A 26,613-nucleotide genomic window follows, 5' to 3' on the forward strand; every position below is an offset into this window, starting at 1 on the left:
CGCGGACGGCGTGGTCACCGTCCTGGGCCGGGGCTCGCAGTGCATCAACACCGGGGGCGAGAAGGTGTACCCGGAGGAGGTCGAGCAGGCGCTGAAGGCGCACCCGGACGTGCACGACGCGCTGGTGGCCGGTGTGCCGGACGCCCGGTGGGGCAACCACGTGGCGGCCGTGGTGCAGCTGCGCGCGGGCGCGCCGCGCCCCTCGCCGGCCGACATCCAGCGTCACTGCCGTACCCGTCTGGCCGGTTACAAGGTGCCGCGCCAGCTGGTGGTCACGGATGCCGTCCGGCGTTCGCCGAGCGGCAAGGCCGACTACCGGTGGGCGCGGGAGGTGGCGGTGGCGGCGGAGCGGTCGTAGGCCCGGGAGCCGGTCCGGGCCGGCGCCGGGCCGGTGGGCGTCACCGGTCGAGGAAGGAGAGGACGCCGTCCAGGAAGCGCTCCGGATCGTCCAGCCAGGGGTAGTGGGCGGCGCCCGGCTGGACGGTGACCTCGCCCCGCCCGAACGCCTCGGCGGTGCGCCGGGCCAGGGCCGGGCGCGGGTTGTTGTCGGCTTCGCCCGCGTGGACGAGGACCGGCGCGTCCAGGGCGGCGAGCGCGGCCCGGGTCTCGCGGGGTGTGAAGGCGCCCTCAGCGAGGTAGCGCTCCCCCGCCTCCTCGTTGGTCTGCTCCGGCTCGGCGTCGGCGTGCGCCCGCGCGGTGTCGTCCCAACGGCCGTAGAAGAACGGCAGGAACACGTCGTCGAAGTCGGCCTCGCCCGTCAGCCAGCCGTGGAAGGCGGGGAACGCCCGCGGGAACCAGGGTTCGTCCGCGCGCAGCCGGGCGGCGGCCAGCCGTTCCCCGGGCGTGGCCCGGATGCCCAGGGCGGACGGGTTCGGGGTGACCAGCACCAGCCGCCGTATCCGGTGGGGGTAGCGGGCCGCGTAGAGCATCGCCAGGGCGGCGCCCGCCGAGTGGGCGAGCAGATCGATATGTTCCAGGCCCATGTGGGCCCGCCATACCTCCACGTCCTCGACCATGCGGTCGCAGCGGTACGTCGCCGGGTCCGCCGGGTCCGCCGAGTCACCGGTGCCGCGCAGGTCGAGCAGGGCCAGCCGGCGGTGTGCGGTCAGCCCGCCGAGGTCCCCGAGGTAGACGGAGGCGCGCATGGGGCCGCCGGGCAGGACGGCGAGGGGCTCCCCGGTCCCGCGCAGGTGGTAGGCGAGCCGGGTCCCGTCGGTCGCGGTGAAGAGCGGCATGCGGTGATCATCGCGGGCCGTTCCGCCCGGCCGCAACGCCTTTCGGCGCGGTCGGCGCGGGAAACGGGAAAATCCCGGCCGACCCCTTGCCCCCAGGCCCGGCGGCCTGCATTACTGACCCCAGCACATCGACCGAATGATCGGTCGTCCGAAATGTACGGCTGCAAGGGAGACCTCCCGATGGCGGATGTGAGGGACCTGCTCGACGCGGGCGAGCGGCTGGGGGCCGAGGAGCTGCGGACGCTCCAGCTGGAGCGGCTGCGCGCCTCGCTGCGGCACGCCTACGAGCACGTGCCGTTCTACCGGGAGTCCTTCGACCGGGCCGGCGTCCGTCCGGAGGACTGCCGCACGCTCGCCGACCTGGCCCGCTTCCCCTTCACGACCAAGGCCGACCTCCGGGCGAACTATCCGTACGGCATGTTCGCCGTGCCCCGGGAGCGGATCCGCCGGCTGCACGCGTCCAGCGGCACCACGGGACGCCCCACGGTGGTCGGCTATACGGACAACGACCTCGACATGTGGGCCGACATGGTGGCGCGGTCGATACGCGCGGCCGGCGGCCGACCTGGCGATGTCGTCCATGTGGCGTACGGCTATGGACTCTTCACCGGTGGTCTGGGCGCCCACTACGGTGCCGAGCGCCTGGGCTGTACGGTCGTGCCGGCGTCCGGCGGCATGACGGCGCGGCAGGTGCAGCTGATCCAGGACCTGCGACCGTCCGTCATCATGGTGACGCCGTCCTACATGCTCACGCTGCTGGACGAGTTCGAGCGGCAGGGGGTGGACCCGCGGAGCACCTCGCTGCGGGTGGGTGTCTTCGGCGCCGAGCCCTGGACCGAGCGGATGCGGCGGGAGATCGAGGAGCGGTTCGCGATCGACGCCGTCGACATCTACGGGCTGTCGGAGGTGATCGGTCCCGGTGTGGCCCAGGAGTGCGCGGAGACCAAGGACGGCCTCCATGTGTGGGAGGACCACTTCTATCCGGAGGTCGTCGACCCGCTCACGGGTGAGGTGCTGCCGGACGGTGAGCGCGGCGAGCTGGTGTTCACCTCGCTGACCAAGGAGGCGATGCCGATCGTCCGGTACCGGACCCGGGACCTGACGAGGCTGCTGCCGGGTACCGCCCGGGTGTTCCGGCGGATGGAGAAGATCACCGGGCGCAGCGACGACATGGTGATCCTGCGCGGGGTCAACCTCTTCCCGACCCAGATCGAGGAGATCGTCCTGCGCACGCCGGGCGTGGCGCCGCACTTCCAGCTGCGCCTCACCCGGCAGGGCCGGATGGACGCCCTGACCGTCCGGGCGGAGGCCCGCCCGGACGCGCCGCCGCGGGTGCGCGAGGAGGCGGCCCGGGCCATCGTCACGGGGGTGAAGGACGGCATCGGGGTGTCGGTCGACGTGGAGATCGTGGAACCGGAGTCGCTGGAGCGGTCGGTGGGCAAGATCCGGCGGATCGTGGACCTCCGGCCACGGGCGGACGGGTAGGCGCGCGGGAGGAAGGGGGCGGGCGTCACACCGGCCGGCTCGACGTGGCGGGTCCCTCGGCCGACGTGGCCGGCCCCTCGGCGGGCGTGGCCGGCCCCTCGGCGGGCGTGGCCGGCCCCTCGGCGGGCGTCGCCGGCCCCTCGACCGGCATGGCGGGCCCCTCGGCCGACGCGGCCGGCCCCCCGGGAGGCGTCGCCGGGGTGCGGTGCCTGGTCAGGTGCCGGGTCAGCGCGAGCGCCGCGGTCAGGGCGACCAGGCCCGTCACGCCCGGCCAGCCCAGCCGGCCGTACGCCCGCACCCCCAGCCAGGACCCGGCGCTGCCCCCGAGGAACGCGCACGTCATGTAGGCGGTGTTGACCCGGGCGCGCGCGTCCGGCCGGAGCGCGAAGTTGCGGGCCTGGTTGGCGACCTGCCCGCACTGCACGGCCACGTCGAGGAGCAGCATGCCGCCGGCCAGCACGACCAGCCCGGTGGTGCCGCCCGTGCCGCCGAGGACCAGGGCGCCCGCCGAGCCGATCACCCCGAGCAGGGACCACAGGGTGACGGTGTCCGGTCCCCGGCGGTCGGCCGCGCGTCCGGCGAGCGGGGTGCAGAACATGCTCGCCGCACCCACGAGTCCCAGCACGCCCACGGCTTGGGCACCCATGTCGTACGCCGGTCCGGTCACGAGGAGCGTGAGCGCGGTCCAGGCGGCGCTGAAGCCGGCGAAGACACAAGCCTGGTAGAGGCAGGAGCGGCGCAGGTCGGGCTCCTCCCGCAGGAGGCGCAGCGGGGCGGATATGAGTTCCGGGTACGACTGTCGGGATGTGGGTGTGGTGTCCGGCACCACACGGGCGAGCAGCAGCGCGAGGCCAAGCACGAGCACCGCGGCGGCGAGGTAGGGGGCACGCCAGCCCAGCCACTCGCCGAGCGTGCCGCCGAAGGTGCGGGCGAGCAGGATGCCACCGATGAGTCCGCTGAGCAGGGCGCCGGTGACGGCGCCGCGGCGGACGGCGGGCACGAGTCCGGCGGTCATCGGGATGATGATCTGCGGGACGACCGTGGTGACGCCGGTGGCCGCGCTGGCGGCGACGAGGACGGGCAGCGTCGGTGCGGCGCCGGCGGCGAGCAGGCCCGCCGCGGTCAGCGCGAGCAGGGTGACGATCAGTGTGCGGTGCGGCAGCCGGTCGCCGAGCGGGACGAGCAGGAAGATGCCGCCCGCGTAGCCGAACTGGGCCGCGGTGACGACGAGGGCCGCGGATCCCGCCGTGACGTGCAGGTCGGCGGCGATCAGCGAACTGATCGCCTGCGGGAAGTAGATGGTGGCGACGCTCACTCCGCAGGCGAGCGCCAGCACGAGGATCACCCGGCGGGGCGGGGTGGGCGGTGCGGGGGACGCGGACACGCGGGCACCTCTCCGGGGACCGGTTCGAACGGTTGCCGCACGGTACCAGTCAAACCGGTTCCGGCTGTAGGGTCACGGGGTGCCGACGACCACCCGTTTCCGCCAGGGCGCGGGACGCCTGTGCCTGGACTTCACCCGGACCCTGCGCCTGAGGGGGACGGCCGGGGCCGTGGAGGAGCTGACCGACGCCGCGGCCCTGGCCGCCTGGGTGCGGCAGTGCGGGCCCTGCCCGGCCGGGCCCTCGGACGCGCCGCCCGGTCTGGTGGACGCGGCGCGGGACCTGCGCGAGGCGGTGCACCGGCTGATCGGCGCGGTCCGCTCCGGCCGGACGGCGGACGCGGGGGCGCGCGTCCTGGTCAACGAGGCCGCGGCGCACGCCGTGCCCGTGCCCGTCCTCGCCGCGTCGGGTCGGCTGACCTGGCGGGCCGGGGACCCGGTGCGTGCCACGCTCGCCCTCGTCGCCCGGGACGCGCTGGATCTGGTCGCCTCCCCGGCCGTGGACCGGGTGCGCGACTGCGCGGGAGCCGTGTGCGGAGCGCTCTTCCTGGACACCTCGCGCCCGGGCACCCGGCGCTGGTGCTCGATGGGCACCTGTGGCAACCGCGCGAAGAAGGAGGCACTGCGCCGCCGGACCGCCGTCGGCTGACGCCGCCGTCCGCCCCGCTTCGGAGTCCGGACCGGCAGCGACGGCTCCCTTCGTGCGGACCGTCTCGCGGACCAGAGATCCGGGGAAACGGCCCGACCGGATCAGCCCGGGCACGTCAGCCCGCGCCTGCACCAGACCGGTGATCCCGGCCATGGCCTCGGCGCGACGAGCCCGGCCTCACCCTGCTCGTCCGCACCGCCGAACCCGGCTCACCCTCCGCCTGGCCGCCGAAGCGGTCGCGCAGCTCGCGTTTGAGGATCTTGCCGCTGGCGTTGCGCGGCAGTTCGGTGACGAACAGCACCCGTTTCGGGGCCTTGAACGGGGCGAGTCGGTCCCGGACGTGCGCGATGAGCTGGTCCTCCGTCACCTCGCCGCGCGGGACGACGACCGCCGTGACGGCCTCGATCCACCGCTCGTCGGGCAGGCCGATCACGGCGGCCTCGGCGACCGCCTCGTGGGTGTAGAGGGCGTCCTCGACCTGGCGCGACGCCACGAGGACACCGCCGGAGTTGATGACGTCCTTCACCCGGTCCACGATCGTGAGGTAGCCCTCGGCGTCCCGCACCGCGAGGTCCCCGGAGTGGAACCAGCCGCCGCGGAACGCCTCGGCGGTCTCCTCCGGCTTGTCCCAGTAGCCCTCGCACAACTGCGGTGAGCGGTAGACGACTTCGCCGGGGGTGCCGGCGGGGACGTCCCGGCCGTCCTCGTCGACCACCCGGGCCTCGACGAACAGGACGGGGCGTCCGCAGGAGTCCAGCCGGCCCTCGTGCTCGTCGGGGCCGAGGACCGTGGCCAGCGGGCCGATCTCGCTCTGGCCGAAGCAGTTGTAGAAGGCGAGCCCCGGCAGCCGTGCGCGCAGCCGCTCCAGTACCGGGACCGGCATGACCGACGCGCCGTAGTAGGCCTTGCGCAGTCCGGACAGGTCCCGGGTGGCGAAGTCCGGGCGGCCGGCCAGCGCGATCCAGACCGTCGGCGGGGCGAACAGGCTGTCCACGCGGCCGGCTTCGATCAGGTCGAACAGCCGGTCCCCGTCCGGCGCGTCCAGGATGAGGTTGGTGGCGCCGACCGCCAGGCAGGGCAGCAGGAAGACGTGCAGCTGCGCGGAGTGGTACAGCGGCAGGGAGTGCGCGGGGCGGTCGTCCGCGCTCAGGCCGAGCGCCGTGATCGCGCTCAGGTACTCGTGCACCAGGGCCCGGTGGGTCATCATCGCGCCCTTGGGCAGGGCGGTCGTACCGGAGGTGTAGAGCAGTTGTGCCAGGTCCTCGGCGCGCGGCTCGGCACCGTCGTACGGGGGCGCCCCCGGGAGCCGGGCGAGCAGGGAGCCGTCGTCGTCGCGCAGCGGCAGCGTCCGTACGCCGTCCGGCAGCCGTCCGGCGAGGCCGGGGTCGGCGAGGACCAGGGAGCTGCCCGACTGGCCGACGAGGTACGCCAGGTCGTCGCCGGTGAGGTGGTGGTTGAGCGGCACGTGGACCAGGCCCGCGCGGGCGCAGGCGAGGAAGGCGATGAGATAGGCGTCGGAGTTGTGGCCGTAGGCGGCGACCCGGTCGCCGGGCGAGAGTCCCTCGGCGAGCAGCAGCGTGGCCGCGCGGGAGACGGCGTCGTCCAGTTCCCCGTACGTCCAGCCGCGCGTGCCGTACTCCACCGCCACGCGCGACGGGGTGCGGCGGGCGCTGCGCCGCAGCACCCCGTCGACCGTGCTGCCCTGTCCCTGCGTCATGGGAGCCGATCCTCGGGCCCGCCGGACCGACCGGTCAAGCACCCCGGCGCCGCCCCGGCCGGTGACGTGCCGGACGGGGGGCGGTCACACCGGGCGCGGGCGCTCCTCCCAGTACGGCTGTCGCAGCCGCCGTTTGTACAGCTTGCCGTTGGGGTCGCGGGGCATCTCGGTGATGAAGTCGATGCTCCTGGGCCGCTTGTAGCCGGCCAGCCGGCCGGTGCAGTGGGCGAGCAGCGCGGCGGCCAGCCCCGGTCCCGGTTCGTGTCCCGGGGCCGGTTCGACCACGGCCTTGACCTCCTCGCCCCAGTCGTCGTGGGGGATGCCGAAGACGGCGGCGTCGGCGACGGCGGGGTGGGCGAGCAGGGCGGACTCGATCTCGGCCGGGTAGATGTTGACCCCGCCGGAGATGATCATGTCGATCTTGCGGTCGCGGAGGAAGGGGTATGCCGCAGCCGGGCGGACGACGGAAGGCTTTTTCTGATGCTCCGTCAGATTCTCCGACAGGCCCGTGCCCCGTTGACACACCCTCCTTCTGACAGGAAAGTTTCACCGGCGGGACATGTCCCGAAAGATACTTTCAGGCGGGAGGCCGTGCGATGACGGACGACCTGGCGGACGGACGGGCGAACGGGCCGACCCGCCGCCGGCTGGTGGCGGGCACCCTGGCCGCGGGCGGCGCGCTGGCCCTCGGCCCGCTCCCGGCGGAGGCGCTCCCGGCGGACCGGGCCGGCGCGCTCCCGGCGGTGACGGCCGCCGGGAGCGGAGGCCCCACCCTGCGCCACGGCCCGGCCGAACGCGCCGGGCTGCACCCCGCCCAGCTGCGGCGCCTCGTCACGGACGCCGAGGCGTACCTCGGCCCCTCCCCCGAGCACCCGTGGTACGCGGGCGCCGTCCTGCTCGCCGGGCGCGGCGGCACCGTGGCACTGCACGAGCCGATCGGCATGGCGGTGCGCTACAGCGCCTACGACGAGAAGACCGGCGCCGGGGTCGAGCTCCCACCCGGCCGGCAGCTGCCGATGACCCGGGACACCGTGTTCGACCTGGCCTCGGTCTCGAAGCTGTTCACCTCGATCCTCGCCGTGCAGCAGATCGAGCGGGGCGCGCTGGACCTCGCCGGGACGGTCGTCTCCCACCTCCCCGAGTTCGGGCGCGCGGGCAAGCGGGAGGTGACGGTCCGCCAGCTCCTCACCCACACCTCGGGGCTGCGCTCCTGGCTGCCGCTGTACGAGGAACCGACGTACGACCGGAAACTGGAGCGGATCTGGAACGAGCCGCCCCTGCACCCGCCCGGCACCGCCTACCTGTACTCGGACCTGAACCTGATCACCCTCCAGCTCGTCCTGGAGAAGATCACCGGCCGCCCGCTGGACGCGCTGCTGCGCGAGGAGATCACCGGTCCGCTCGGTCTGGACAGCACCCGCTACAACCCGCCCGCCTCCTGGAAGCCGCGGATCGCGGCCACCGAGGACGCGCGCCGGCCATGGTCCGGGCTGGACCGCGGGCTGGTGTGGGGCGAGGTGCACGACGAGAACGCCTACGGGCTGGGCGGCGTCGCGGGGCACGCCGGGGTGTTCTCCTGCGCCTGGGACCTCGCGGTGCTCGGCCGGACCCTGCTCAACGGCGGCTCCTACAGCCGGGCCCGGATCCTGCGGCCGGCGTCGGTGGACCTGATGTTCACCGACTTCAACACGGCGTTCCCGGGCCACGAGCACGGTCTCGGCTTCGAGCTGTACCAGCACTGGTACATGGGGGCGATGGCCACCCCGCGCACGGCCGGCCACACCGGTTTCACCGGGACCTCGCTGGTGCTCGACCCCTCGACCGACTCCTTCCTGATCGTGCTCGGCAACTCGGTGCACCCGGTGCGCACCTGGCGGTCCGGTTCAGCGCCCCGGGTCGCGGCCGGCGACCGGCTGGCCCGCGCGGTGCCGGTCCGCCCGGCGCGGGGCCGCACGGCCTGGTTCGCGGGCATGGCGAACGCCACGGCCGCCACGCTCACACTGCCCGCGCTGGACACCTCCCCGGGCGAGGCCCGGCTGCACTGTGCCCTGTGGTGGGACACCGAGCCGGGGGCCGACCTGGTGGCCCTGGAGTCCACGGCCGACGGCGGCGCCACCTGGCTCCCGGTCCCCTTCACCACCGCCCGGCACGGCACGGAGCCGGAGGAGCACCCGGCGGGCACGGTGACCGGCTGGTCGGGGCGGGTCTGGCACCGGGTGACCGCGGAGCTGCCGGCCGGTCCCCGGCTGGGGCTGCGCTGGCGCTACACCACCGGTCCGCTGTACGTCGGACGCGGCGTGTACGTGGACGCCCTGCGCGTGGAGGCGGGCGGGGCGGTGCTGTTCGACGGAGCACGCCCGGCGGACACGGCGCGGATCGCGGCGGTGGGGTGGGAGGGCTCGGCCGACTGAGCCGGCCGGGGACGGATCACGGCGGTGGGCCGGCAGGGCTCGGCCGGCTTGGGCCGGCCAGGGGTGGCGGGGGTCGGTCCCGCTCCAGTGCCGCCATCGCCGCGTTGTGCCCCGGCACCCCGCTCACCCCGCCGCCGCGCACCGCGCCCGCCCCGCACAGCAGGACGTTGGGGTGCCGCGTCTCCACGCCCCAGCGTCCGCCGCCGTCCTCGGCGTACGGCCAGGACAGGGCCTGGTGGAAGATGTGGCCGCCGGGCAGCCGCAGTTCCCGTTCGAGGTCGAGCGGGGTCTTCGCCTCGACGCAGGGGCGGCCGTCGGCGTCGGTGGCCAGGCAGTCGGCGAGGGGTTCGGCGAGGTGGGCGTCGAGCTGGGCGAGGGTGGACTCCAGCAGTTCCCCGCGCGCCGCGTCGTTGTCCCGGCCGAAGAGCCGGGCGGGGGTGTGCAGACCGAAGAGGGTGAGGGTCTGGTAGCCGCGCCCGGCCAGGTCGGGGCCGAGGATGGTGGGGTCGGTCAGGGAGTGGCAGTAGATCTCGGCGGGCGGGGCGGCGGGCAGGGAGCCGGCGGCGGCCTGGGCGTGGGCGGTGGCCAGTTGCCGGTAGCCCTCGGCGATGTGGAAGGTGCCGGCGAACGCCTCGCGGGGGTCGGTGCCGGGGTCGCGCAGCCGTGGCAGGCGGGTGAGCAGCATGTTGACCTTGAGCTGGGCGCCCTCGGCGGGTTCGGGCGCCGGGTCGCCGGTGAGCGCGGCCAGTTCGTGCGGGGAGGCGTTCACCAGGACGTGCCGGGCGGCGGCGGTGCCCTCGCCGTCGGCGGTGCGGTAGGCGACCTCGGCCGTCCGCCCGTCGGTGGCGATCCGGACCGCCTCGTGCCCGGTGGCGATGACCGCGCCCGCCGACCGGGCCGCCGCGGCGAGCGCGTCGGTCAGCGCGCCCATGCCGCCCACGGGCACGTCCCAGGCTCCGGTGCCGCCGCCGATGACGTGGTAGAGGAAGCAGCGGTTCTGGACGAGGGTGGGGTCGTGGGCGTCGGCGAAGGTGCCGATGAGCGCGTCGGTGAGGACGACGCCCCGGACCAGGTCGTCGGCGAACGTCTCCTCGACGGTGACGCCGAGCGGCTCCTCGAACAGGGCCCGCCAGGCGGCCTCGTCGCCGATCCGGCGGCGCAGTTCGTCGCGGCCGGGCAGCGGTTCGGTGAGCGTCGGGAAGACGCGCCGGGCGACATGGCCGGTCATGCCGTAGAAGCGCCGCCAGGCGGTGTACTCGCGGTCGTCGCCGGTCAGCCGGGCGAACGCCTCCCGGGTGCGCTGCTCGCCGCCGCCGATCAGCAGACCGGTGGGCCGTCCGGCCCGCTCGACCGGGGTGTACGAGGAGATGCCGCGGGGGCGGAGCCGGATGTCCAGCCCGAGGTCGCGCACGATCTTCGGCGGCAGCAGGCTGACCAGGTAGGAGTAGCGGGACAGCCGGGCGTCGAGGCCGGCGAACGGGCGGGAGGAGACGGCCGCGCCGCCGGTGTGCTCCAGCCGCTCCAGCACCAGCACGGAGCGGCCGGCCCGGGCCAGGTAGGCGGCGGCGACCAGGCCGTTGTGGCCGCCGCCCACGATCACGGCGTCGTACGCCCGGGTTCCCTCGTTCACGGACATGGTTCTTGGTAGCACGCGCCGTTCGCCCGGGGAAGCCGTGGCACGGGCGGCTGGGGTGGCAGGCGCACGAGCGGTCTGGGAGACAGGGGCACGAGCAGCCTGGAAATCCGGCGCACGAGCAGCCTGGGAAACCGGGGCACGGGCGGGCGGGAGACCGGCGCGGACGGGCGGGAGACCGGCGCGGACGGGCGGGAGACCGGCGCGGGTGGCCGGTCACCGGGGTCCGTGCCGGTCACCGGGGTCCGTGCCGGGCCGGGCGCGCGCCGGGGCCGAGCCGCGCCATCGCGCGCAGGATGTGCCGCGGCGGCAGCCGCCAGCGCAGCGACGCCGGGATCGCGCGCAGTACGGCACCCGTGGCGCGCAGTCCGCGGGTGACGGTGGCGGGCGCGGGGGCCGGTCTGCCGTACAGCTCGTGGGCGTACGGGGGAAGGGAGGCGTACGCCAGCCGGGCCACGTGCCGCCACAGCAGTTCGCGCGCCGGTGCGAGGAGCGGGTGCACGGGCGGGCGGCGCAGGAAGTCGTCCACCTCGCGCGCCTCGGGGCCAGCGGCGAGGTCCGGCCGCACCCGCGCGAAGTACGTAGCCATCTCGGCGCGGCTGCCGGGTACGGCGTCCGGGTCGAGGCCCACCAGGCGGGCACTGACCCGGTGTTCGCCCAGGTACCGGTCGGCCTGGGCGTCGGTGAGCGGGAAGCCGGAGCGGCGCAGGACGTGCAGATAAGAGTCGATCTCCGCGCAGTGCACCCAGAGCAGCAGCGCGGGGTCGTCCAGGGCGTACCGCTCCCCGCTCACCGGGTCGGTGGCGGTGAGCGTCCTGTGTATCCTCCGCACCCGGGCCCCGGCCCGTTCGGCCGCCTCGGTGGTGCCGTACGTGGTCGTTCCGACGAAGCTCGCGGTCCGCATCAGCCGTCCCCAGGCGTCGCGCCGGAAGTCGGAGTTCTGGGTGACGCCGCGGACCGCGCGCGGGTGCAGGGCCTGGAGGTAGAGCGCGCGGACACCGGCGACCCACATCATGGGGTCGCCGTGCATCTGCCAGGTCACGGACGCGGGGGTGAACAGCCCCGGGTCGCCCGTGCCCGCGGGTGTGACCTCGGCCATCGGATGCCACCTCTCGTCGCCGCCGGTGGGCGCGGCGGCGCGGTCGGGTTCCGCGCCGCCTCCGTCCCGAAACAGCATGCCTCCGGTGGCGCGCCGGTGGGGAGCCCGCGAAGGGCTCCCGCCGGCGGTGGCCCGCGGGAGCCCTTCGGGTGCCTGCCGTGAAGGGTGAGAAGACGATCACGAGCAGGACATCGGTGTGACTACGGCGTCACGGCTTGAGGAGCAGGCTGTCGCCGCGCTCCTTGGCGGCGGCGTAGCGCCGGGCCACGTCCTGCCAGTTGACGACCTGCCACATGGCCTCGATGAAGTCGACCTTCTGGTTCTTGTACTGGAGGTAGAAGGCGTGCTCCCAGGCATCGAAGACAAGGACCGGGGTCGAGCCCTGGCCGACGTTGCCCTGGTGGTCGTAGACCTGCTCGACGATCAGGCGGCCGCTGAGCGGCTCGTAGGCCAGCACGCCCCAGCCGGAGCCCTGGGTGGTGGCCGCCGCCTTGGAGAGCTGGGCCTTGAAACCGGCGAAGGAGCCGAAGGACTCGGTGATCGCGTCCGCCAGGTCACCGACGCCGTCCTGGGCCAGCGGCTCGCCGCCGCCGTCCTTCGGGCCGGTCATGTTCTGCCAGTAGATGCTGTGCAGGATGTGGCCGGAGAGGTGGAAGGCGAGGTTCTTCTCCAGGCCGTTGACCGAGCCCCACGACTCCTTGTCCCGCGCCTCGGCGAGCTGCTCCAGGGTGTCGTTCGCGCCCTTCACGTACGCCGCGTGGTGCTTGTCGTGGTGCAGCTCGATGATCTCCGGGCTGATGACCGGGGCGAGCGCCGCGTAGTCGTACGGGAGCTCCGGGAGCGTGTAAAGCGCCATGTCCAACGTCCTCCGACGTCCTTGCGGATCGATCCTTGTTGCAAGCAATGTGCAGCTGCACGCTAGCAGCAAGAACTCTATCCCGCGATCAGGCTTCGGACCTAGGACCCCTCCCCCGGAGGCGGGGCGAGGGAGGGCGAACGGCCCGGCGGGAAGGGGCGAACGGCCCGGCGGGGACGGGAGGAAGACGCCCGGTGGGGGGCGGACGGCCCGGCGGGGGGCGGCTCGGTATGCTCGACCGCCGTGCCCCCGCCCGCAGCGACGAAGAGAGCAGCGTGACCCCCCACGTCTACGAGAAGGACGGCGCGGCGATCTACCGCCAGTCCTTCGCCACCATCCGCGCGGAAGCCGACCTCGCGGGACTGCCCTCCGACGTCGGCCAGGTCGCGGTGCGCATGATCCACGCCTGCGGGATGGTCGACCTCGTACGCGACCTGGCCTACTCGCCCGCGGTGGTGGCCCGGGCCCGCGAGGCCCTGCGTGCCGGCGCCCCGATCCTCTGCGACGTCCACATGGTGGCCAGCGGCGTCACCCGCAAGCGGCTGCCCGCCGGCAACGACGTGCTCTGCACCCTGTCCGACCCGGCCGTCCCGGAACTGGCCGCGAAGCTGGGCACCACACGCAGCGCCGCCGCGCTGGAACTCTGGCGCGACCGCCTGGACGGCGCGGTCGTCGCCGTCGGCAACGCGCCCACCGCCCTGTTCCGCCTCCTGGAGATGATCGAGGAGGGTGCCGCCCGGCCCGCCGCCGTCATCGGCGTCCCGGTCGGCTTCGTCGGCGCCGCCGAGTCCAAGGACGCCCTGGCCGCACACCCGTCCGGCCTGGAGTACCTGGTGGTACGCGGCCGACGGGGCGGCAGCGCCATCGCCGCCGCCGCGCTCAACGCCCTGGCCAGCGAGGAGGAGTGACCGGCGAGCCGTAGCCGCTGCGGCTCGGCCCGGTGAGCCGGCGCCGGGGCACCGGTGCTCCGGCTCGCGAGGGGACCGCCCGGGCGCCGCGCCGGCCTGCGCGCCGGTCCGCGCGGGGGGCGGGCGGGTGATGCGTGGGTCCACCGGGCGTGGGGCCACCGGGTGTGAGGCCGTGCGGCCCGGGCCGTGCCGGGTTTCCCGGGCCCTACGTAATGCCGGTCATCCCGTCCAGGCCGTGCCGCGGGTTTCGGTCAGCGGTCCGGGGAAGGCCCCCGGGCGAGGCGTTCGCGGACCCAGCGGGCGGCGCTCCCGGCGTCCGGCACGACGGGTACGCCCTCGGGAGCCGGTGGTCTGCGGACCAGGACGACGGGCAGCCCGGCCTCCCGGGCGGCGGCCAGCTTCGGCGCGGTGGCCGCCCCGCCGCTGTCCTTGGTGACGACGACGTCGACGCGGTGGCGCCGCAGCAGCTCCCGTTCCCCGTCGAGGGTGAAGGGGCCGCGGTCGAGCAGCACCTCCATGCGCGCCGGGTGCGGGGGCCCGGGGGCGTCGACGGAGCGCACGAGGAACCAGAGGTCGTCCAGCGCGGCGAAAGCGGCCAGTCCCATGCGTCCGGTGGTGAGGAAGACGCGCCGGCCGAGCGCGGGCAGCGCCGCGGCCGCCTCCTCCAGCGAGCCCACCTCGTGCCAGCGGTCGCCCTCGACGGGGAGCCAGCCGGGACGGCGCAGCACGAGCAGGGGGACGCGGACGGCGGCAGCGGCCCGGAGCGCGTGGTGACCGATCGTGCCGGCGAAGGGGTGGGTGGCGTCGACGACCGCGCCGGTTCCGTGCTCACGCAGCCACGCGGCCAGTCCCGCCGCCCCGCCGAAGCCGCCGATCCGGGTGCCGCCCGGGGGCAGCCGGGGGTCGGCGACACGTCCGGCGAGGGAGCTGGTCAGCTCCAGTCCGGGGGTGCCGTGGAGGAGTTCGGCGAGGCGGCGGGCCTCCGTGGTGCCGCCGAGGATCAGTACGCGCATGGGTCCGGGTCCGTTCACGAGGCGCGGTGCGGGAGCACGGGAGCGGTGGGCGGCGGCCGGGCGGGACGCGGCCCGCTCCGGTGGGCCGCCGGGTCACCGGCCGGCCGGCACGGTCCGCAGGTAGGCGCCGAGCCGGGCGATCGCCGACGGGTTGCGGGGGCTCTCGACCAGGTCGGCGTAGTCGAGGACGAGGATCCGGCGGTGCCTGACGGCGGAGACGTCGCGCAGCGGGGCGTAGGAGAGCAGGAACTTCCGCTTCTGCTCGGCGCTGACGTCTCCGTAGTCGCAGATGACGATGGTGTCCGGGTTCCGCTCGACGACGCTCTCCCAGCCGACCGTGGTCCAGGAGTCCGCCAGGTCGTGCATGACGTTGACGCCGCCGGCCTCGGTGATGATCTGCTCCGGGGCGGCGTAGCGGCCTGCGGTGAACGGCGCGTCCCTGCCGCTGTCGTAGAGGAAGACCGAAGGGCGGTCGGAGCCCTTGGGCGCCTTCGCCCGCACGTCCGCGATCCGCTTCCGGAATCCGGCGATCAGCGTGGCGGCGCGGTCCTCGACGCCGAAGAGCCTGCCGAGGTTGGTGAGGTCGGCGTACAGGGCGTCCAGGGGCGGCATGATGCCGCGCGAGGACTTCGTACGGCCGTTGTGGCAGGACTCGGTGAGGATGTACGAGGGGATGCCGAGCTTCTCCAGCGCGTCGGGGGTGAACCCGCCGTCCTCGCGGAAGCCGTAGTTCCAGCCGGCGAAGACGAGATCGGCGTGGGCGTCGAGGACGTTCTCCTTGGTGAGCTGGTCCTTGGACAGCCACTTGACCTTGTCGTAGCCGTCCTTCCACGGCACGCCGTGCAGGTCGCCCTTGTCGTCCGGCATGGCGAAGCCCGCCATGCGGTCCTCCAGGCCCAGGGCGAACATCAGCTCCGTGATGCCGACGTCGTTGGTCACCACCCGCTCGGGGACCTTGTCGTACGTCACCTTCCGGCCGCAGTTGGTGAGGGTGACCGCCCGGGACTTCGCCTCCCGGGGCGCCTCCACCGTGGCGCCGCATCCGGTGGTGGTCACGGCGAGGCAGAGGGCTGCGGCGAATAGCTGCTTGCGCATGGGCGTCCTTCAGGTGGTGGGCGGGAGCAGGTCGAACAGGAGCTGGACGGCGTTCGTCCCGGGGTGCCGGACGACATGGGCGCGGACCCCGAACACCTCGGCCAGCAGCGCCGGTCCGAGGACGTCGTGCGGGGGTCCGGAGGCGACGATCCGGCCGCCGTCGATGACGTACAGCACGTCGCAGTGGGCCGCGGCGAGGTTGAGGTCGTGCAGTGCCGCCAGCACGGTCGGGCCGCTGTCGCGGACCAGGGCGAGGACGTCCAGCTGGTGGGCGATGTCGAGGTGGTTGGTGGGCTCGTCGAGGACGAGCACCCGCGGCTGCTGGGCGAGGGCGCGGGCGATGAGGACGCGCTGCTTCTCGCCGCCGGACAGGCCGGGGAACCCACGGCCGGCGAGGTGGGCGACGCCCGTGCGCTCCATCGCCCGGGCGCAGATCTCGCGGTCCGCCGCGGCCGTGCGGTCGCGGTGCGGCAGCCGCCCCATGGCGACCACCTCGGCGACGGTGAAGTCGAACTCGGCCGAGGACTCCTGCGGCAGCGCGGCCAGCGACCGGGCGGTGGCGCGCGGGTCCATGGCGTGCAGGTCGTCGCCGTCCAGCCGGACCACCCCGCCGGACGGCCGCAGGGCCCGGTACACGGAGCGCAGCAGGGTCGACTTGCCGCTGCCGTTGGGGCCGACGAGTCCGACGAAGGCTCCGCTGTCCACGGTGAGGTCGATGTGCTCGACCAGGCGGGCCCCGGCGGTCTCGATCGTGACGTCGTCGATGTCGAGGCGCATGCTCAACGCCCTCCGAACGCGTAGCCGCCCCGCCGCATCAGCAGCAGGAACGCGGGCACCCCGACCACCGCGGTGATCACTCCGACCGGCAGTTCGGCCGGCGCGAACAGCAGCCGGGAGAGTACGTCCGCCCAGACCAGCAGCACGGCTCCGGCGAGCGGGGCGACGGCGAGCACCCGCCGGTGGTCGGCGCCGACCAGCATCCGTACGACGTGCGGCACCATCAGGCCGACGAAGCCGATGGCCCCGCTGACCGCCACCACCGTCCCGGTGACGGCCGCGGTGACCAGGAACAGCTCCCGGCGCAGCCGGTCCGGTCGCACACCGAGCGCGGCCGAGGTCTCGTCGCCCATGGCGAGCGCGTTCAGGGATTCGGCCCGCCACCGCAGCCAGACCCATCCCGCCAGCACGGTGACCGCGGCGAGCGGCACCTGGGCCCAGGTCGCGCCGCCCAGGCTGCCCAGCAGCCACATCATCGCCGACCGGGCCGCCTCGCCGCGGACCGCGCCGAACACCATCACCGTCGTGACGGCCTCGAAGCCGTACGCCAGCGCCGTACCGGTGAGGATCAGCCGCAGCGGGGTCAGCCCGTGGGGCGTGCGGGCCACGGCGTAGACGAGCGCCATGGCGGCCAGTGCCGAGGCGAACGCCGAGACGGACAGCGCCCACACGCCGAGCCCGGCGAACGCGCCGAGGAGGATCACGGCGTTGGCGCCGACCGCCGCACCGGAGGAGACGCCCAGGACGAACGGGTCGGCCAGGGCGTTGCGCACCATCGCCTGCACGGCCACGCCCACGGCCGCGAGACCCGCTCCGACCACGGCGCCGAGCAGCACCCTGGGCAGCCGGATCTCCCAGACGATGGTGTAGGCGGCGGCGTCGCGCGCGGGCAGGGTGGCGCCGGTGAGCCCGGCCCACAGGGAGCGCAGCACGTCCGCCCAGCCGACCCCGGCGGCTCCGAGCCCGACTCCGCAGGTGAGTGACGCCAGAAGCAGCAGCGCAAGGGCGATGCCGAGCGGCAGCACGGGTATGCGGCCGGGAGTCGTACTTCGACGCAACGAGGGGCCGTCCTTCACACGGGCCGCCTGCTGGACCTCCAACGGGAGACAGCCCGTACGGCCGTGCCCGGCCGCCCGGACCCCTCTCGCAGTCCTCGGCGAGCAGTCAACGGGTCGGTGCTCCCTTGTGGGCGATCGGGCTCGCACGAGGGCCATCGGGACCGGCCACCGTGCACACCGTTGCGGGACAGCGCCGGATTCTCACCGGACTTCCCCCACGAGAGGCAAGGGGAGCCTAACAAACAGTCTCCGGGTGCGGTCCGGCACGGGCGGGAGGGAACCGGCCGGGCGGAACCGAGTTCGGTCCGGCACGGGCGGACGGAACCGGCAACCGGCGGAGCACCCGGCCGGCTGACCCGACGGACCGTCACCTCGCCGTGGGGGGCGAGGGGCCGTTCGCGATCACAGCCATCGGCTGTCACCTTCCCACGCCCGCCCGGACCGCCGAGCCTGTCATGGGCCGGTGAGGCCGACGCGAGGGACGGATGGGCCCTCTCGGCGGGCGAAGGTGCTCGGGGCGTGTCCGGCAGACCGCCCGAGGGCGCGAGCGGAGTTCGTACGGCCCTGGCCGCGGGGCCGTTCGTCCCCTGCCGCGGGCCCGGCGCGGCGGGATGTGATGGACGGGGGGTACGCCTTCGGCAGCGATGCCTGACCGACAGAGGTGGACATGAACCGCTCAGCCCTGATCACACGACGCCTTTCTCCGGCCGGGGCGGTCGCGTCGGCGCGGTCGGAGTCCGCCCTCCTGGCAGTCACGGCGGCGGCCTTGGCGGCGGGGGGTGCCGCCTGGCTCGCCGGTGACGAGGGGCTCGCCGATCTGCTGTGGGGCCTGGGCACCCTCGCCGCGGTCCTGCCGGCGGTGGGCTGGGTGCTCGCCGCGCTTCGTCACGGCCGTGCGGGCGTCGACCTGATCGCGGTTCTCGCTCTCGGTGGCACCCTCGCCGTCCATGAGTACCTGGCCGGTGCGCTGATCGCGCTGATGCTGGCCACCGGCCGGACCCTGGAGGCCGCAGCCCGGCGGCGGGCCTCGCACGATCTGCGTACGCTCCTGGAGCACGCGCCCCGCTCGGCGCGCCGCCGCACGGCGCACGGCGTCGCCACGGTTCCGCTGGCCGAGGTCGCCGCAGGTGACCTGCTGGTCGTGGGCCCGGGGGAGGTAGTCCCGGTCGACGGGCGGGTGGAGGGCGCCGTGGCGAGCCTCGACGAGTCCGTGCTCACCGGCGAGTCCTCGAACGTGGAACGGGCGGCGGGTGACACGGTCCGCAGCGGGGTGGTCAACGCGGGCGGCGCCTTCGAGCTGCGGGCCACGGCAGCCGAGCAGGACAGTACCTACGCCGGGATCGTGCGGCTGGCCAGGCAGGCCGGGGCCGAGTCCGCGCCCGTGGTCCGGCTGGCCGACCGGTACGCGGCGTGGTTCCTTCCCCTCGCCCTCGCGGTGGCGGGACTGGCCTGGCTGTTCAGCGGCTCGGCGGTCCGAGCGGTCGCGGTGCTGGTGGTCGCCACACCCTGTCCGCTGCTGCTGGCCGCACCGGTGGCCATCGTTTCCGGGATCTCCCGCGCCTCACGCCTGGGAGTCGTCATGCGCGACGGCGGCGCCCTGGAGAACCTGGGCCGGGCCCGGACCCTGCTGCTCGACAGGACCGGCACCCTCACCCGCGGCCGTCCCCGCGTCCTCGACGTGGTCGCCGCGCCGAAGTGGCGGTCCGCGGAGGTGCTGAGGTTCGCCGCGTCGCTGGACCAGTACTCCCCGCATGTCCTGGCCGAGGCGATCGTCGGCGCCGCGCGGGAGCGGAAGCTGGTCCTGTCGGTGCCGTCCGACGTCACGGAGGAGCCCGGCCGGGGTGCTTCAGGCGCTGTGGACGGGCACCGGGTGTCGGTGGGCCGCGTCGACGCGTCCGGCGCCCGCCCGGCCTGGGCGAGAGCGGTGGACAACCGGGCACTTCTCGACGGCGCGGCAGTCGCCTGGCTGACCGTCGATGGATGTCCGGCGGGCGCGGTGCTGCTTCGCGACCCCCTCCGCCCCGATGCCCCGCGCGCCCTGCGTCACCTGCGGGCCGCGGGCGTCGGGCGGCTGCTGATGCTGACGGGCGACCGCGCGGAGCCGGCGGCGGAGGTGGGCGCCGTCCTCGGCCTGGACGACGTCCGCTCCGGGCTCGACCCCGCCGGCAAGGTCGCCGTCGTACGGGCCGAACGGGAACGCGCGGTCACCGTCATGGTGGGCGACGGCGTGAACGACGCGCCGGCGCTGGCCGCCGCGGACATCGGTGTGGCGATGGGGGCCCGTGGTTCCACCGCCTCCTCGGAGGCCGCCGACATCGTGCTGACCACCGATCGCGTGGACCGGCTCGCCGACGCCGTCCTCATCGCCGTACGGGCCCGGCGGATCGCCGTGCAGAGTGCTCTGGGCGGAATGGCGATGTCCTTGGCCGCGATGGCCGCCGCCGCCTTCGGCTTCCTGCCACCCGCCGGCGGCGCCCTCCTCCAGGAGGCCATCGACGTGGCGGTCATCCTGAACGCCCTGCGCGCGCTGCGCACGGACCAGGCCACACGGCCGGCGCTGGCACCGGCCGCCGAGGCGCTGGTCCAGCGCTTCGCCGCGGAACACGACGACCTCCAGGACGTGCTCGAAGCGGTGCGCGGTGCGGCCGACCGCCTCTCCGACCGTCCCTGCCCGCGGGCTCTGGCGGCCGTCGAGGAGGCGCACCGGCTGCTCACCGATCGGCTGCTGCCGCACGAGTACGCCGAGGAGCACGAGCTCTATCCCGCCCTCGCCCCCGCGCTCGGCGGCCCGGAGGCCACGGCCACCATGAGCCGGGCCCATACCGAGATCGAACGCCTCTCCCGCCGCGTCGCCACCCACCTGAAGCTGGCCCGCGCCGGCGGCGGGCTGTCCCCCGGCCAGCTCGACGACCTGCGTTCCTGCCTGTACGGGCTGTACGGCGTCCTGCGCCTGCACTTCACGCAGGAAGAGGAGAACTATTTCTCGCTGGCCCGGTGAGCCCGGGCAGAGGTGTTCGCCGGGGCGCCTTCGTCCCCCTGAGGGCCGTTCGGCCCGCCCGGTGCCCGGTCAGCCCCTGTACGGCCCACCGGCACCGCCGGACGCTGGAGGCGGGGTCGCCCGGAGGGAGACCTCGTGATGACCGGCCTCCAGGCAGCCACGATGAACGCCCTCGGGGCCGACGGCCTCTCCTGGATGACCGCGGGCCTTCCCCGGCGGCGGACTCGGCCCCGGGCCGGCCGGGACATGCGGCGTCACCGCCGCCGACGCGCGCCGACGGCTGGTTCCGCGCCGCCCCCGCGACCCGTGCCCGCCGACCGGGCCACGGCCGCCGAGAAGGAGGACAGCCATGGAACGCACGAGGATCGGCGAGGTCATGAGTGGCGACGTCGTCACCGCCCGGTACGGCACCCCGTTCAAGGACGTCGTACGCCTCTTGCGCGACCGCGGCGTCAGCGGGCTGACCGTGGTCGACGAGGACGACAAGGTCATCGGGGTCGTCTCGGAGACCGACCTGGTGCAGCGGCAGGCGCGGTCGAGCGGAACCGGTGGCCGTCTCACCGTCTGGGGCAAGCTCCGCCGCCGTACCCGCCTGAGTTCCGCCCGGAGCCGGGCTCGCACGGCCGGCGGAATCATGTCGGCACCCGCGGTGACGGTCCGGGCCGGTTCCTGCTTGCCGGAGGCCGCCCGGCTGATGACGCGGCACGGCGTCGAGCGTCTGCCGGTGGTCGACGAGGAGGACCGTCTCGTCGGCATCGTCACCCGCCGCGATCTGCTCCAGGTCTTCCTGCGTACCGACGACGAGATCCGGCGCGCCATGCGGCGCGAGGTGCTGGTCGACGCGCTCTGGCTCGACCCGCACACCTTCAGGCTGCGCCGGCGACCGGACACGGGACATGGGCCGAGCGGCCCGTGCCTGGGCCTCCTCGGCCTTCGCTCCCTCAACGCCGGTCCGCCGGACCCCTCCGCCCCCGCGCAGGGGGGTGTCCGCTCTCCCACCTGCCGGGCAGGGGCACCCGCCAGCGCAGTACGGCACCGCCCCCCTCGGGGGCGGACACGTCGAGGTGCCCGCCCAGCCGCTCCGCGCGCTCGGCGATGTCGCGCAGTCCGCCGCGCCGGCCGTCGGGGGAGGTTCCTACACCGTTGTCCGCGACCGTGAGGGAGACTTCCCGGCCGTCGGTCGTCAGGGCGACCAGCACCCGGTCCAGATGGGCGTTGTGGGCGACCTCGGTGAGGACCTCGGAGAGGACTGCCACGACGTGGTCGGCGATCTCCGTGGGGACCTCGGTGTCGACCAGGCCCTCGATACGCACGCCGGGCGTGAGGCCCAGCAGCGGGGTCTTCTCACCGACGACGTCCACCACCCGGGCCCGCAGCCCGGTGTCGACGGCACTCACACGGGCGCGCAGCCCGAAGATGGCCGAGCGGAGGATCTTGATGGTCTCGTCCAGGTCGTCCACGGCCCGCAGCACACGCTCGGCGGCCTCGGGGTGGTCGATGAGACGGCTCGCACTCTGTAGCGTCATGCCGGTCGCGAAGAGTCGCTGGACGGCCAGGTCGTGCAGGTCCCGGGCGATCCGGTCACGGTCGTGGAGCACCGCGATCCGTTCGGCCTCCTTGCGCCGCCCGGCCAGCTCCATCGCGATGGCGGCCTGCGCGGCGAAGCCCTGGAGCTTCTCGGTCTCCTCGCCCGAGAACACCGGTGCACCGGCCTCGCGGGCCACCAGCACCACGCCGCGCACGCCGCCTTCCCCGGTGCCGATGGGGACGGCCACGGCGGGGCCGAGACCCCGAAAGCGCGGCGGCTCAGGGGAGATCCTCTCGTCCCACCGCACGTCGTCGCTGGTGACCGGCGCGGCAGCGGAGAAGGCGAGGCCCATGAGCGTGCTCGCCAGGGGCAGCACCAGCCCCCGGTGCGCCTCCGCGTCCACGCCCACGGCGATCTCGACGGTGAGGGACTCGGCGGCCTCCATGGGGATCGCCACCGCCGCCAGGGCCGACCGCAGGATCTCGCGTGCCCGTTCGGCGATCAGTTCCAGGGGCTCGGCGTCCTCGCTGCCGGACATCAGGCTGTAGGTGATGTCGGCGTTCGCCAGCAGCCAGCGTTCGCGCAGCCGGGACTCCTCGTACAGCCGGGCGTTGTCGATCGTCATGCCGGCCGCCACGGCCAGCGTGGACAGCACCGACTCGTCCTCCTCGTCGAACTGCCGGCCACCGCGCTTCTCGGTCAGGTACAGATTGCCGTACACCTCGCCGCGGACCCGGATGGGAACGCCCAGGAAGCTGTTCATCGGCGGGTGGTGAGGCGGGAAGCCGTACGAGGCGGGGTGCTGGGAGATCTTCTCCAGCCGGAGCGGCTCCGGGTTCCGGATGACCTCTCCGAGGATGCCGTGGCCCTTGGGGAAGGGGCCGATCGCGGCGATCTGCTCCTCGGTCACCCCGACAGTGTGGAAGGCCGGGAGGAAATCGCCGCCGGGCCCGATGACACCGAGGGCGGCGTACTCGGCGTCGACCAGCACGGCGGCCGCCTACGTGATGGAGTCCAGGGCCTGTTCGAGGTCCAGTTCGCGGCCGACGGAGAGCACCGCCTCCAGCAGGCTGCGCACCCGGTCCTGGGTACCGCGGGCCGCGTCGATCCGCGCTTGGAGCTCCTCCAGCAGTTCGTCGAGCTTCAGCCGGGGCAGGTGTACCGGATGATCGTCCGCACTGGCCATGACGCTCCTCCACACCAGTCAACCAGCCTCTGCCGGTGAACGCAGCGCGGCGGGTCCGGCGGCCCGGGACGGTCCCCCGGCATCGCGGCGACACTCCCGCCCGGCAGTCAGGGCCGGTCGGCCCACCTCCTGGGACGGAGGGCACCTGCCCCGGTGCGCCGCCCCCTTCCAGGCTGGGAGGTACCGGGAACTCGGAGCCGAGGGGTGGCGTCATGGTCCGCTACGTGTACGACTTCCAGGACGGTGGCCGCGAACTGGCCGGCCTGCTGGGCGGCAAGGGCGCGAACCTGGGCGAGATGACCCGGCTGGGGCTGCCGGTACCGCCGGGATTCATCGTCTCCACCGAGGCCTGCCGCGTCTTCCTGGCCACCGGCGGGGAACCGGACGGCCTGTCCGCGGAGGTCTCCCGGCACCTCTCGGCGCTGGAGACGGGTGCCGGGCGGCTGCTCGGGCAGGGGGACGACCCGCTGCTGGTCTCCGTCCGTTCCGGGGCGCGCTACTCGATGCCCGGCATGATGGAGACGGTGCTCGACATCGGCCTCAACGACGACTCCGTGCTCGGTCTGGCCAAGGCATCCGGCAACGAGCGCTTCGCCTGGGACTCCTACCGCCGGCTCGTCCGGATGTACGGCAGCACGGTGTCGGGGGTCGATCCGGCCCTCTTCGACGAGGCCATGGCCCTGCTGAAGGACGCCCGCGGGGCTCCCGACGACCTGCGTCTCGACGCGAGCGATCTCGCGTGGCTGGTGGAGACGTACAAGACCCTGATCCGGAACGAGACCGGCCGCGACTTCCGCCAGTCCCCCTCCCAGCAGCTCCGGCAGGCGATCCTCGCCGTGTTCCGGTCCTGGAACGCCGAACGCGCCGTGCTGTACCGGCGCCGCGAGCGCATCCCGGACGACCTGGGAACGGCCGTCACCGTGCAGCGCATGGTGTTCGGCAACCTGGGCCCGGACTCCGGCAGCGGCGTCGCCTTCACCCGTGATCCGGCCACCGGCCGCCCCGGCCTGTACGGCGACTACCTGCCGAACGCCCAGGGCGAGGACGTCGTATCGGGTGGACGGGACGCCTTGCCGCTGGCCGTGCTGGAACGGCTCGACCCCCGCTCGTACCGGCGGCTGCGCGATCACGCGCGGACGTTGGAGCGGCACTACCGAGACCTGTGCGACATCGAGTTCACCATCGAACGCGGAACGCTGTGGCTGTTGCAGACCCGGGTGGGCAAGCGCACCGCGGAGGCCGCCTTCACCCTCGCCACCGCGCTGGAGCGGGAAGGTCTCATCAGTTCCGACGAGGCCCTGGCGCGGGTCAGCGGTGACGGGCTGGCCCGGCTGATGTTCCCGCGCTTCGACACCACCGCCACCGGTGGGACGCTCACCCGTGGTGTGCCGGCCTCGCCCGGCGCCGCGGTGGGCGCGGCCGTGTTCGACTCCGCGGAGGCCGTACGGCGTGCCGCGGCCGACGAGGGCGTGGTGCTCGTCCGCGAGGAGACGACGCCCGAAGACCTGCCCGGGATGGTGGCCGCGCAGGCGGTGCTGACCGGCCGCGGCGGCAAGACCAGCCACGCGGCCGTCGTCGCCCGGGGCATGGGCAGGGTGTGCGTGTGCGGGGCACGGGACATCACCGTCGACGCGGAGGCCCGGCGTTTCACCACCCGTGACGGCACCGTCGTCGAGGAGGGCACCGTCATCTCGGTCGACGGCTCCACGGGTGACGTGTACCTCGGGCCGGTTCCCCTGGCCGCGTCCGCGACCATGCGCTACCTGGAGAGCGGTGAGCGGACCGGCAGCGTGGTCGCGGCGGTGGCCCAAGTGCTGGACCACGCCGACTCGGTACGGCGGCTGGAGGTGCGCGCCAACGCCGACACTCCCGAAGACGCCGCCCGGGCACGGAGATTCGGAGCCCGGGGCGTCGGGCTGTGCCGCACCGAGCACATGTTCCTCGGCGAGCGGCGCAAACTGGTCGAGGAGATGATCCTGGCCCGTACGGACACCGATCGCGACCGCGCGCTGGGGGCCCTGCTGCCGCTCCAGCGGCGGGACTTCACGGGCATCCTGGAGGCGATGGACGGTCTCCCGGTCACCATCCGGCTGCTCGACCCGCCGTTGCACGAGTTCCTGCCCGACCGCACCGATCTGGCCGTCCGCATCGCCGCCGCCGAGGCCACGGGGCGACCCCCCGACGCGCACCAGGTGGAGCTGCTGGCGGCGGTGAACCGGATGCACGAGGAGAACCCGATGCTCGGCCTGCGGGGCGTGCGGCTCGGCCTGGTGGTTCCGGGTCTGGTCGCGATGCAGGTCCGGGCGATCGCCGAAGCGGTCGTCGAGCGGACGCGGGCGGGTGGCTCCCCGTATGCGGAGATCATGGTGCCGCTCGTCGGCGCCGTCGAGGAGCTGCGGCTCGCCCGCGAAGAGGTGGTGGGTGTCCTCGGCGAGGTCGCCGAGGAGACCGGTACCCCCGTCCACTGCCCTGTCGGCACCATGATCGAACTGCCCCGGGCGGCGCTCACGGCCGGCCGGATCGCCGAGCAGGCCGAGTTCTTCTCCTTCGGTACCAACGACCTCACCCAGACCACGTGGGGTTTCTCCAGGGACGACGTGGAGGCCGCGTTCTTCCCGGCCTACCTGGACAAGGGCGTCTTCACCGCCTCGCCCTTCGAGACGCTCGACCGGGAGGGCGTGGGCCGGCTGGTCCGGATCGCCGTCGAGGAAGGTCGTGCGGCGCGCCCGGAGCTGGAGACCGGCGTCTGCGGGGAGCACGGGGGCGACCCGGAGTCGATCCGCTTCTTCCACGAGGTCGGCGTGGACTACGTCTCGTGCTCCCCGTTCCGGGTGCCGGTGGCCCGTCTTGAGGCGGGCAGGGCGGCGCTGGCGGACACGTGCACGAGTGACAGCAGGTGAGGGCGGCGCACGGTCCCCTCAGCGCACGGGCCGGGCCGGCGGCGGAAGGAGGCACGTCATGGCAGCCAAGGAGACGCGACCACAGCGGCGCACCGGTCTCGGCCGCGCCGAGGCCCTGCGGCTGCTGGGCAGCGTGTCGCTGGGCAGAGTCGTCTTCACCCGGCAGGCACTGCCCACGGTCCGCCCGGTCCACCACGTCCTGGACGGCGGGGATGTCGTCATCCGCACCCACGAGGGGGCCGCGCTGACGTCGCACGCACAGCCGACCGACAACGCGGGCGTCATCGTCGCGTACGAGGCCGACGCCATCGATCCGGACACCCACCTCGGCTGGAGCGTGGTCGTCACGGGATATGCCCGAGTGGTGACCGACCCGGACGAACTGGAGCGTGTCCACGAACTGCTGCCCGGGGCGCCGACGGAATCCGCGGACCAGGTGGTGCGCATCCGCCCCGAGCTGGTCACCGGTGTCCTCCTCGCCGAGACGGGGAGCACGGAGACCACAACCGGCTGACGGCTCGGGCGTGGTCGCGAGCGCGGTTCGCCGCGGCGGGGCGGCACCCGTGCCGCGACGGGACGCGGCCGAGCCGCGCACTTGCGCACCGGTCCTCGGGAGCGGTCGCGGGAGCCCGGCAGGGACCAAGGGACCCCGCCGGCGCCCGATCGGGGTCCGGGCGGCCTCTC

At 74.3% G+C, this 26,613-nt stretch carries 17 protein-coding genes, 4 pseudogenes and 1 riboswitch; of the genes and pseudogenes, 9 read left to right on the forward strand and 12 right to left on the reverse strand.

The features are described 5' to 3' along the window. Positions 1 to 4 precede the first annotated feature (4 nt). Positions 5 to 358: pseudogene (locus IF37_RS0105105) on the forward strand (acyl-CoA synthetase); the annotation flags it as partial. Positions 359 to 398: 40 nt separating this feature from the next. Here the strand turns inward: IF37_RS0105105 and IF37_RS0105115 are convergent. After that, on the reverse strand, positions 399 to 1,235 hold the full coding sequence (locus IF37_RS0105115; RefSeq protein WP_030736791.1) for an alpha/beta fold hydrolase: 837 nt from the start codon (positions 1,233 to 1,235) through the stop codon (positions 399 to 401). Positions 1,236 to 1,415: 180 nt separating this feature from the next. Between IF37_RS0105115 and paaK the strand changes: the two genes are divergently transcribed. Further along, positions 1,416 to 2,720, forward strand: a complete 1,305-nt coding sequence (gene paaK / locus IF37_RS0105120; protein ID WP_030736792.1) for a phenylacetate--CoA ligase PaaK — start codon at positions 1,416 to 1,418, stop codon at positions 2,718 to 2,720. A gap of 25 nt (positions 2,721 to 2,745) precedes the next feature. Here paaK and IF37_RS0105125 read toward each other — a convergent pair whose 3' ends face one another. Then, the gene (locus IF37_RS0105125; protein ID WP_079165560.1) at positions 2,746 to 4,104 is read right to left on the reverse strand and encodes an MFS transporter; all 1,359 of its coding nucleotides are present in this window, start codon (positions 4,102 to 4,104) and stop codon (positions 2,746 to 2,748) included. 79 nt (positions 4,105 to 4,183) lie between these two features. Here IF37_RS0105125 and IF37_RS0105130 point away from each other — a divergent pair, with 79 nt between their 5' ends. Continuing rightward, a complete protein-coding gene (locus IF37_RS0105130; RefSeq protein WP_030736796.1) occupies positions 4,184 to 4,750 on the forward strand; it encodes an ABATE domain-containing protein in 567 nt (188 codons plus the stop codon). Between the two features lie 115 nt (positions 4,751 to 4,865). Here IF37_RS0105130 and IF37_RS0105135 read toward each other — a convergent pair whose 3' ends face one another. Both IF37_RS0105135 and IF37_RS0105140 read right to left on the reverse strand, forming a co-directional pair. Then, positions 4,866 to 6,467, reverse strand: coding sequence for an acyl-CoA synthetase (locus IF37_RS0105135; RefSeq protein WP_079165561.1), 1,602 nt, complete (start codon positions 6,465 to 6,467; stop codon positions 4,866 to 4,868). A gap of 84 nt (positions 6,468 to 6,551) precedes the next feature. Then, a pseudogene (locus IF37_RS0105140) lies at positions 6,552 to 6,905 on the reverse strand (acyl-CoA synthetase); the annotation flags it as partial. Between the two features lie 158 nt (positions 6,906 to 7,063). On the opposite strand from IF37_RS0105140, the gene IF37_RS0105145 reads away from it, so the two are divergent. Then, positions 7,064 to 8,878 (forward strand): serine hydrolase domain-containing protein, encoded by a 1,815-nt coding sequence (locus IF37_RS0105145; protein WP_030736805.1) that lies wholly within the window; start codon positions 7,064 to 7,066, stop codon positions 8,876 to 8,878. Positions 8,879 to 8,894: 16 nt separating this feature from the next. Here the strand turns inward: IF37_RS0105145 and IF37_RS0105150 are convergent, their stop codons facing one another. The 3 genes from IF37_RS0105150 to IF37_RS0105160 form a co-directional block, all read right to left on the reverse strand. Next, positions 8,895 to 10,514, reverse strand: a complete 1,620-nt coding sequence (locus IF37_RS0105150) for an NAD(P)/FAD-dependent oxidoreductase (RefSeq protein ID WP_052844978.1) — start codon at positions 10,512 to 10,514, stop codon at positions 8,895 to 8,897. A 232-nt stretch (positions 10,515 to 10,746) separates the two neighbouring features. Continuing rightward, the gene (locus IF37_RS0105155) at positions 10,747 to 11,610 is read right to left on the reverse strand and encodes an oxygenase MpaB family protein (protein ID WP_030736812.1); all 864 of its coding nucleotides are present in this window, start codon (positions 11,608 to 11,610) and stop codon (positions 10,747 to 10,749) included. A 208-nt stretch (positions 11,611 to 11,818) separates the two neighbouring features. Then, positions 11,819 to 12,466, reverse strand: a complete 648-nt coding sequence (locus IF37_RS0105160) for a superoxide dismutase (protein WP_030736815.1) — start codon at positions 12,464 to 12,466, stop codon at positions 11,819 to 11,821. Positions 12,467 to 12,696: 230 nt separating this feature from the next. Between IF37_RS0105160 and IF37_RS0105165 the strand changes: the two genes are divergently transcribed. After that, complete coding sequence (locus tag IF37_RS0105165) at positions 12,697 to 13,374, forward strand: precorrin-8X methylmutase (RefSeq protein ID WP_106981716.1); 678 nt, start codon at positions 12,697 to 12,699, stop codon at positions 13,372 to 13,374. Between the two features lie 251 nt (positions 13,375 to 13,625). Here IF37_RS0105165 and IF37_RS0105170 read toward each other — a convergent pair whose 3' ends face one another. The 4 genes from IF37_RS0105170 to IF37_RS0105185 form a co-directional block, all read right to left on the reverse strand. Next, positions 13,626 to 14,387: a cobalt-precorrin-6A reductase gene (locus tag IF37_RS0105170; RefSeq protein WP_030736822.1), complete on the reverse strand. Its 762-nt coding sequence runs from the start codon at positions 14,385 to 14,387 to the stop codon at positions 13,626 to 13,628. A 93-nt stretch (positions 14,388 to 14,480) separates the two neighbouring features. Further along, positions 14,481 to 15,482, reverse strand: coding sequence for an ABC transporter substrate-binding protein (locus IF37_RS0105175; protein ID WP_030736824.1), 1,002 nt, complete (start codon positions 15,480 to 15,482; stop codon positions 14,481 to 14,483). A gap of 9 nt (positions 15,483 to 15,491) precedes the next feature. Then, entirely contained in the window at positions 15,492 to 16,259 is a 768-nt protein-coding gene (locus IF37_RS0105180; protein WP_030736827.1) for an ABC transporter ATP-binding protein, read from the reverse strand. A gap of 2 nt (positions 16,260 to 16,261) precedes the next feature. Beyond that, a complete protein-coding gene (locus IF37_RS0105185; RefSeq protein WP_173456732.1) occupies positions 16,262 to 17,284 on the reverse strand; it encodes an iron ABC transporter permease in 1,023 nt (340 codons plus the stop codon). A 141-nt stretch (positions 17,285 to 17,425) separates the two neighbouring features. After that, positions 17,426 to 17,562, reverse strand: a riboswitch (cobalamin riboswitch). Between the two features lie 422 nt (positions 17,563 to 17,984). Here IF37_RS0105185 and IF37_RS0105190 point away from each other — a divergent pair. Next, positions 17,985 to 20,315 (forward strand): heavy metal translocating P-type ATPase, encoded by a 2,331-nt coding sequence (locus tag IF37_RS0105190; RefSeq protein WP_030736833.1) that lies wholly within the window; start codon positions 17,985 to 17,987, stop codon positions 20,313 to 20,315. A 376-nt stretch (positions 20,316 to 20,691) separates the two neighbouring features. After that, positions 20,692 to 21,090 (forward strand): annotated as a pseudogene (locus IF37_RS41565) (CBS domain-containing protein); the annotation flags it as partial. 166 nt (positions 21,091 to 21,256) lie between these two features. Here the strand turns inward: IF37_RS41565 and IF37_RS39010 are convergent. Continuing rightward, positions 21,257 to 23,029: pseudogene (locus IF37_RS39010) on the reverse strand (GAF domain-containing protein). Positions 23,030 to 23,241: 212 nt separating this feature from the next. Between IF37_RS39010 and ppdK the strand changes: the two are divergent. Together ppdK and IF37_RS0105205 are read left to right on the forward strand one after the other, a co-directional pair. Continuing rightward, on the forward strand, positions 23,242 to 25,929 hold the full coding sequence (ppdK, locus tag IF37_RS0105200) for a pyruvate, phosphate dikinase (protein WP_030736837.1): 2,688 nt from the start codon (positions 23,242 to 23,244) through the stop codon (positions 25,927 to 25,929). Between the two features lie 58 nt (positions 25,930 to 25,987). Further along, positions 25,988 to 26,443: a pyridoxamine 5'-phosphate oxidase family protein gene (locus tag IF37_RS0105205; protein ID WP_030736840.1), complete on the forward strand. Its 456-nt coding sequence runs from the start codon at positions 25,988 to 25,990 to the stop codon at positions 26,441 to 26,443. The last annotated feature ends 170 nt before the right edge of the window (positions 26,444 to 26,613 follow it).

The sequence above is a fragment of the Streptomyces sp. NRRL S-31 genome (assembly GCF_000718775.1).
Taxonomy (GTDB): Bacteria; Actinomycetota; Actinomycetes; order Streptomycetales; family Streptomycetaceae; genus Streptomyces.

Bases quoted from the DNA above. Each gene is read 5' to 3' on its own strand.
- IF37_RS0105115 (WP_030736791.1), bottom strand. From the start codon at position 1,235: ATGCCGCTCTTCACCGCGACCGACGGGACCCGGCTCGCCTACCACCTG.
- paaK (WP_030736792.1), top strand. From the start codon at position 1,416: ATGGCGGATGTGAGGGACCTGCTCGACGCGGGCGAGCGGCTGGGGGCC.
- IF37_RS0105135 (WP_079165561.1), bottom strand. From the start codon at position 6,467: ATGACGCAGGGACAGGGCAGCACGGTCGACGGGGTGCTGCGGCGCAGC.
- IF37_RS0105145 (WP_030736805.1), top strand. From the start codon at position 7,064: ATGACGGACGACCTGGCGGACGGACGGGCGAACGGGCCGACCCGCCGC.
- IF37_RS0105150 (WP_052844978.1), bottom strand. From the start codon at position 10,514: ATGTCCGTGAACGAGGGAACCCGGGCGTACGACGCCGTGATCGTGGGC.
- IF37_RS0105155 (WP_030736812.1), bottom strand. From the start codon at position 11,610: ATGGCCGAGGTCACACCCGCGGGCACGGGCGACCCGGGGCTGTTCACC.
- IF37_RS0105160 (WP_030736815.1), bottom strand. From the start codon at position 12,466: ATGGCGCTTTACACGCTCCCGGAGCTCCCGTACGACTACGCGGCGCTC.
- IF37_RS0105165 (WP_106981716.1), top strand. From the start codon at position 12,697: ATGCTCGACCGCCGTGCCCCCGCCCGCAGCGACGAAGAGAGCAGCGTG.
- IF37_RS0105170 (WP_030736822.1), bottom strand. From the start codon at position 14,387: ATGCGCGTACTGATCCTCGGCGGCACCACGGAGGCCCGCCGCCTCGCC.
- IF37_RS0105175 (WP_030736824.1), bottom strand. From the start codon at position 15,482: ATGCGCAAGCAGCTATTCGCCGCAGCCCTCTGCCTCGCCGTGACCACC.
- IF37_RS0105180 (WP_030736827.1), bottom strand. From the start codon at position 16,259: ATGCGCCTCGACATCGACGACGTCACGATCGAGACCGCCGGGGCCCGC.
- IF37_RS0105190 (WP_030736833.1), top strand. From the start codon at position 17,985: ATGAACCGCTCAGCCCTGATCACACGACGCCTTTCTCCGGCCGGGGCG.
- ppdK (WP_030736837.1), top strand. From the start codon at position 23,242: ATGGTCCGCTACGTGTACGACTTCCAGGACGGTGGCCGCGAACTGGCC.
- IF37_RS0105205 (WP_030736840.1), top strand. From the start codon at position 25,988: ATGGCAGCCAAGGAGACGCGACCACAGCGGCGCACCGGTCTCGGCCGC.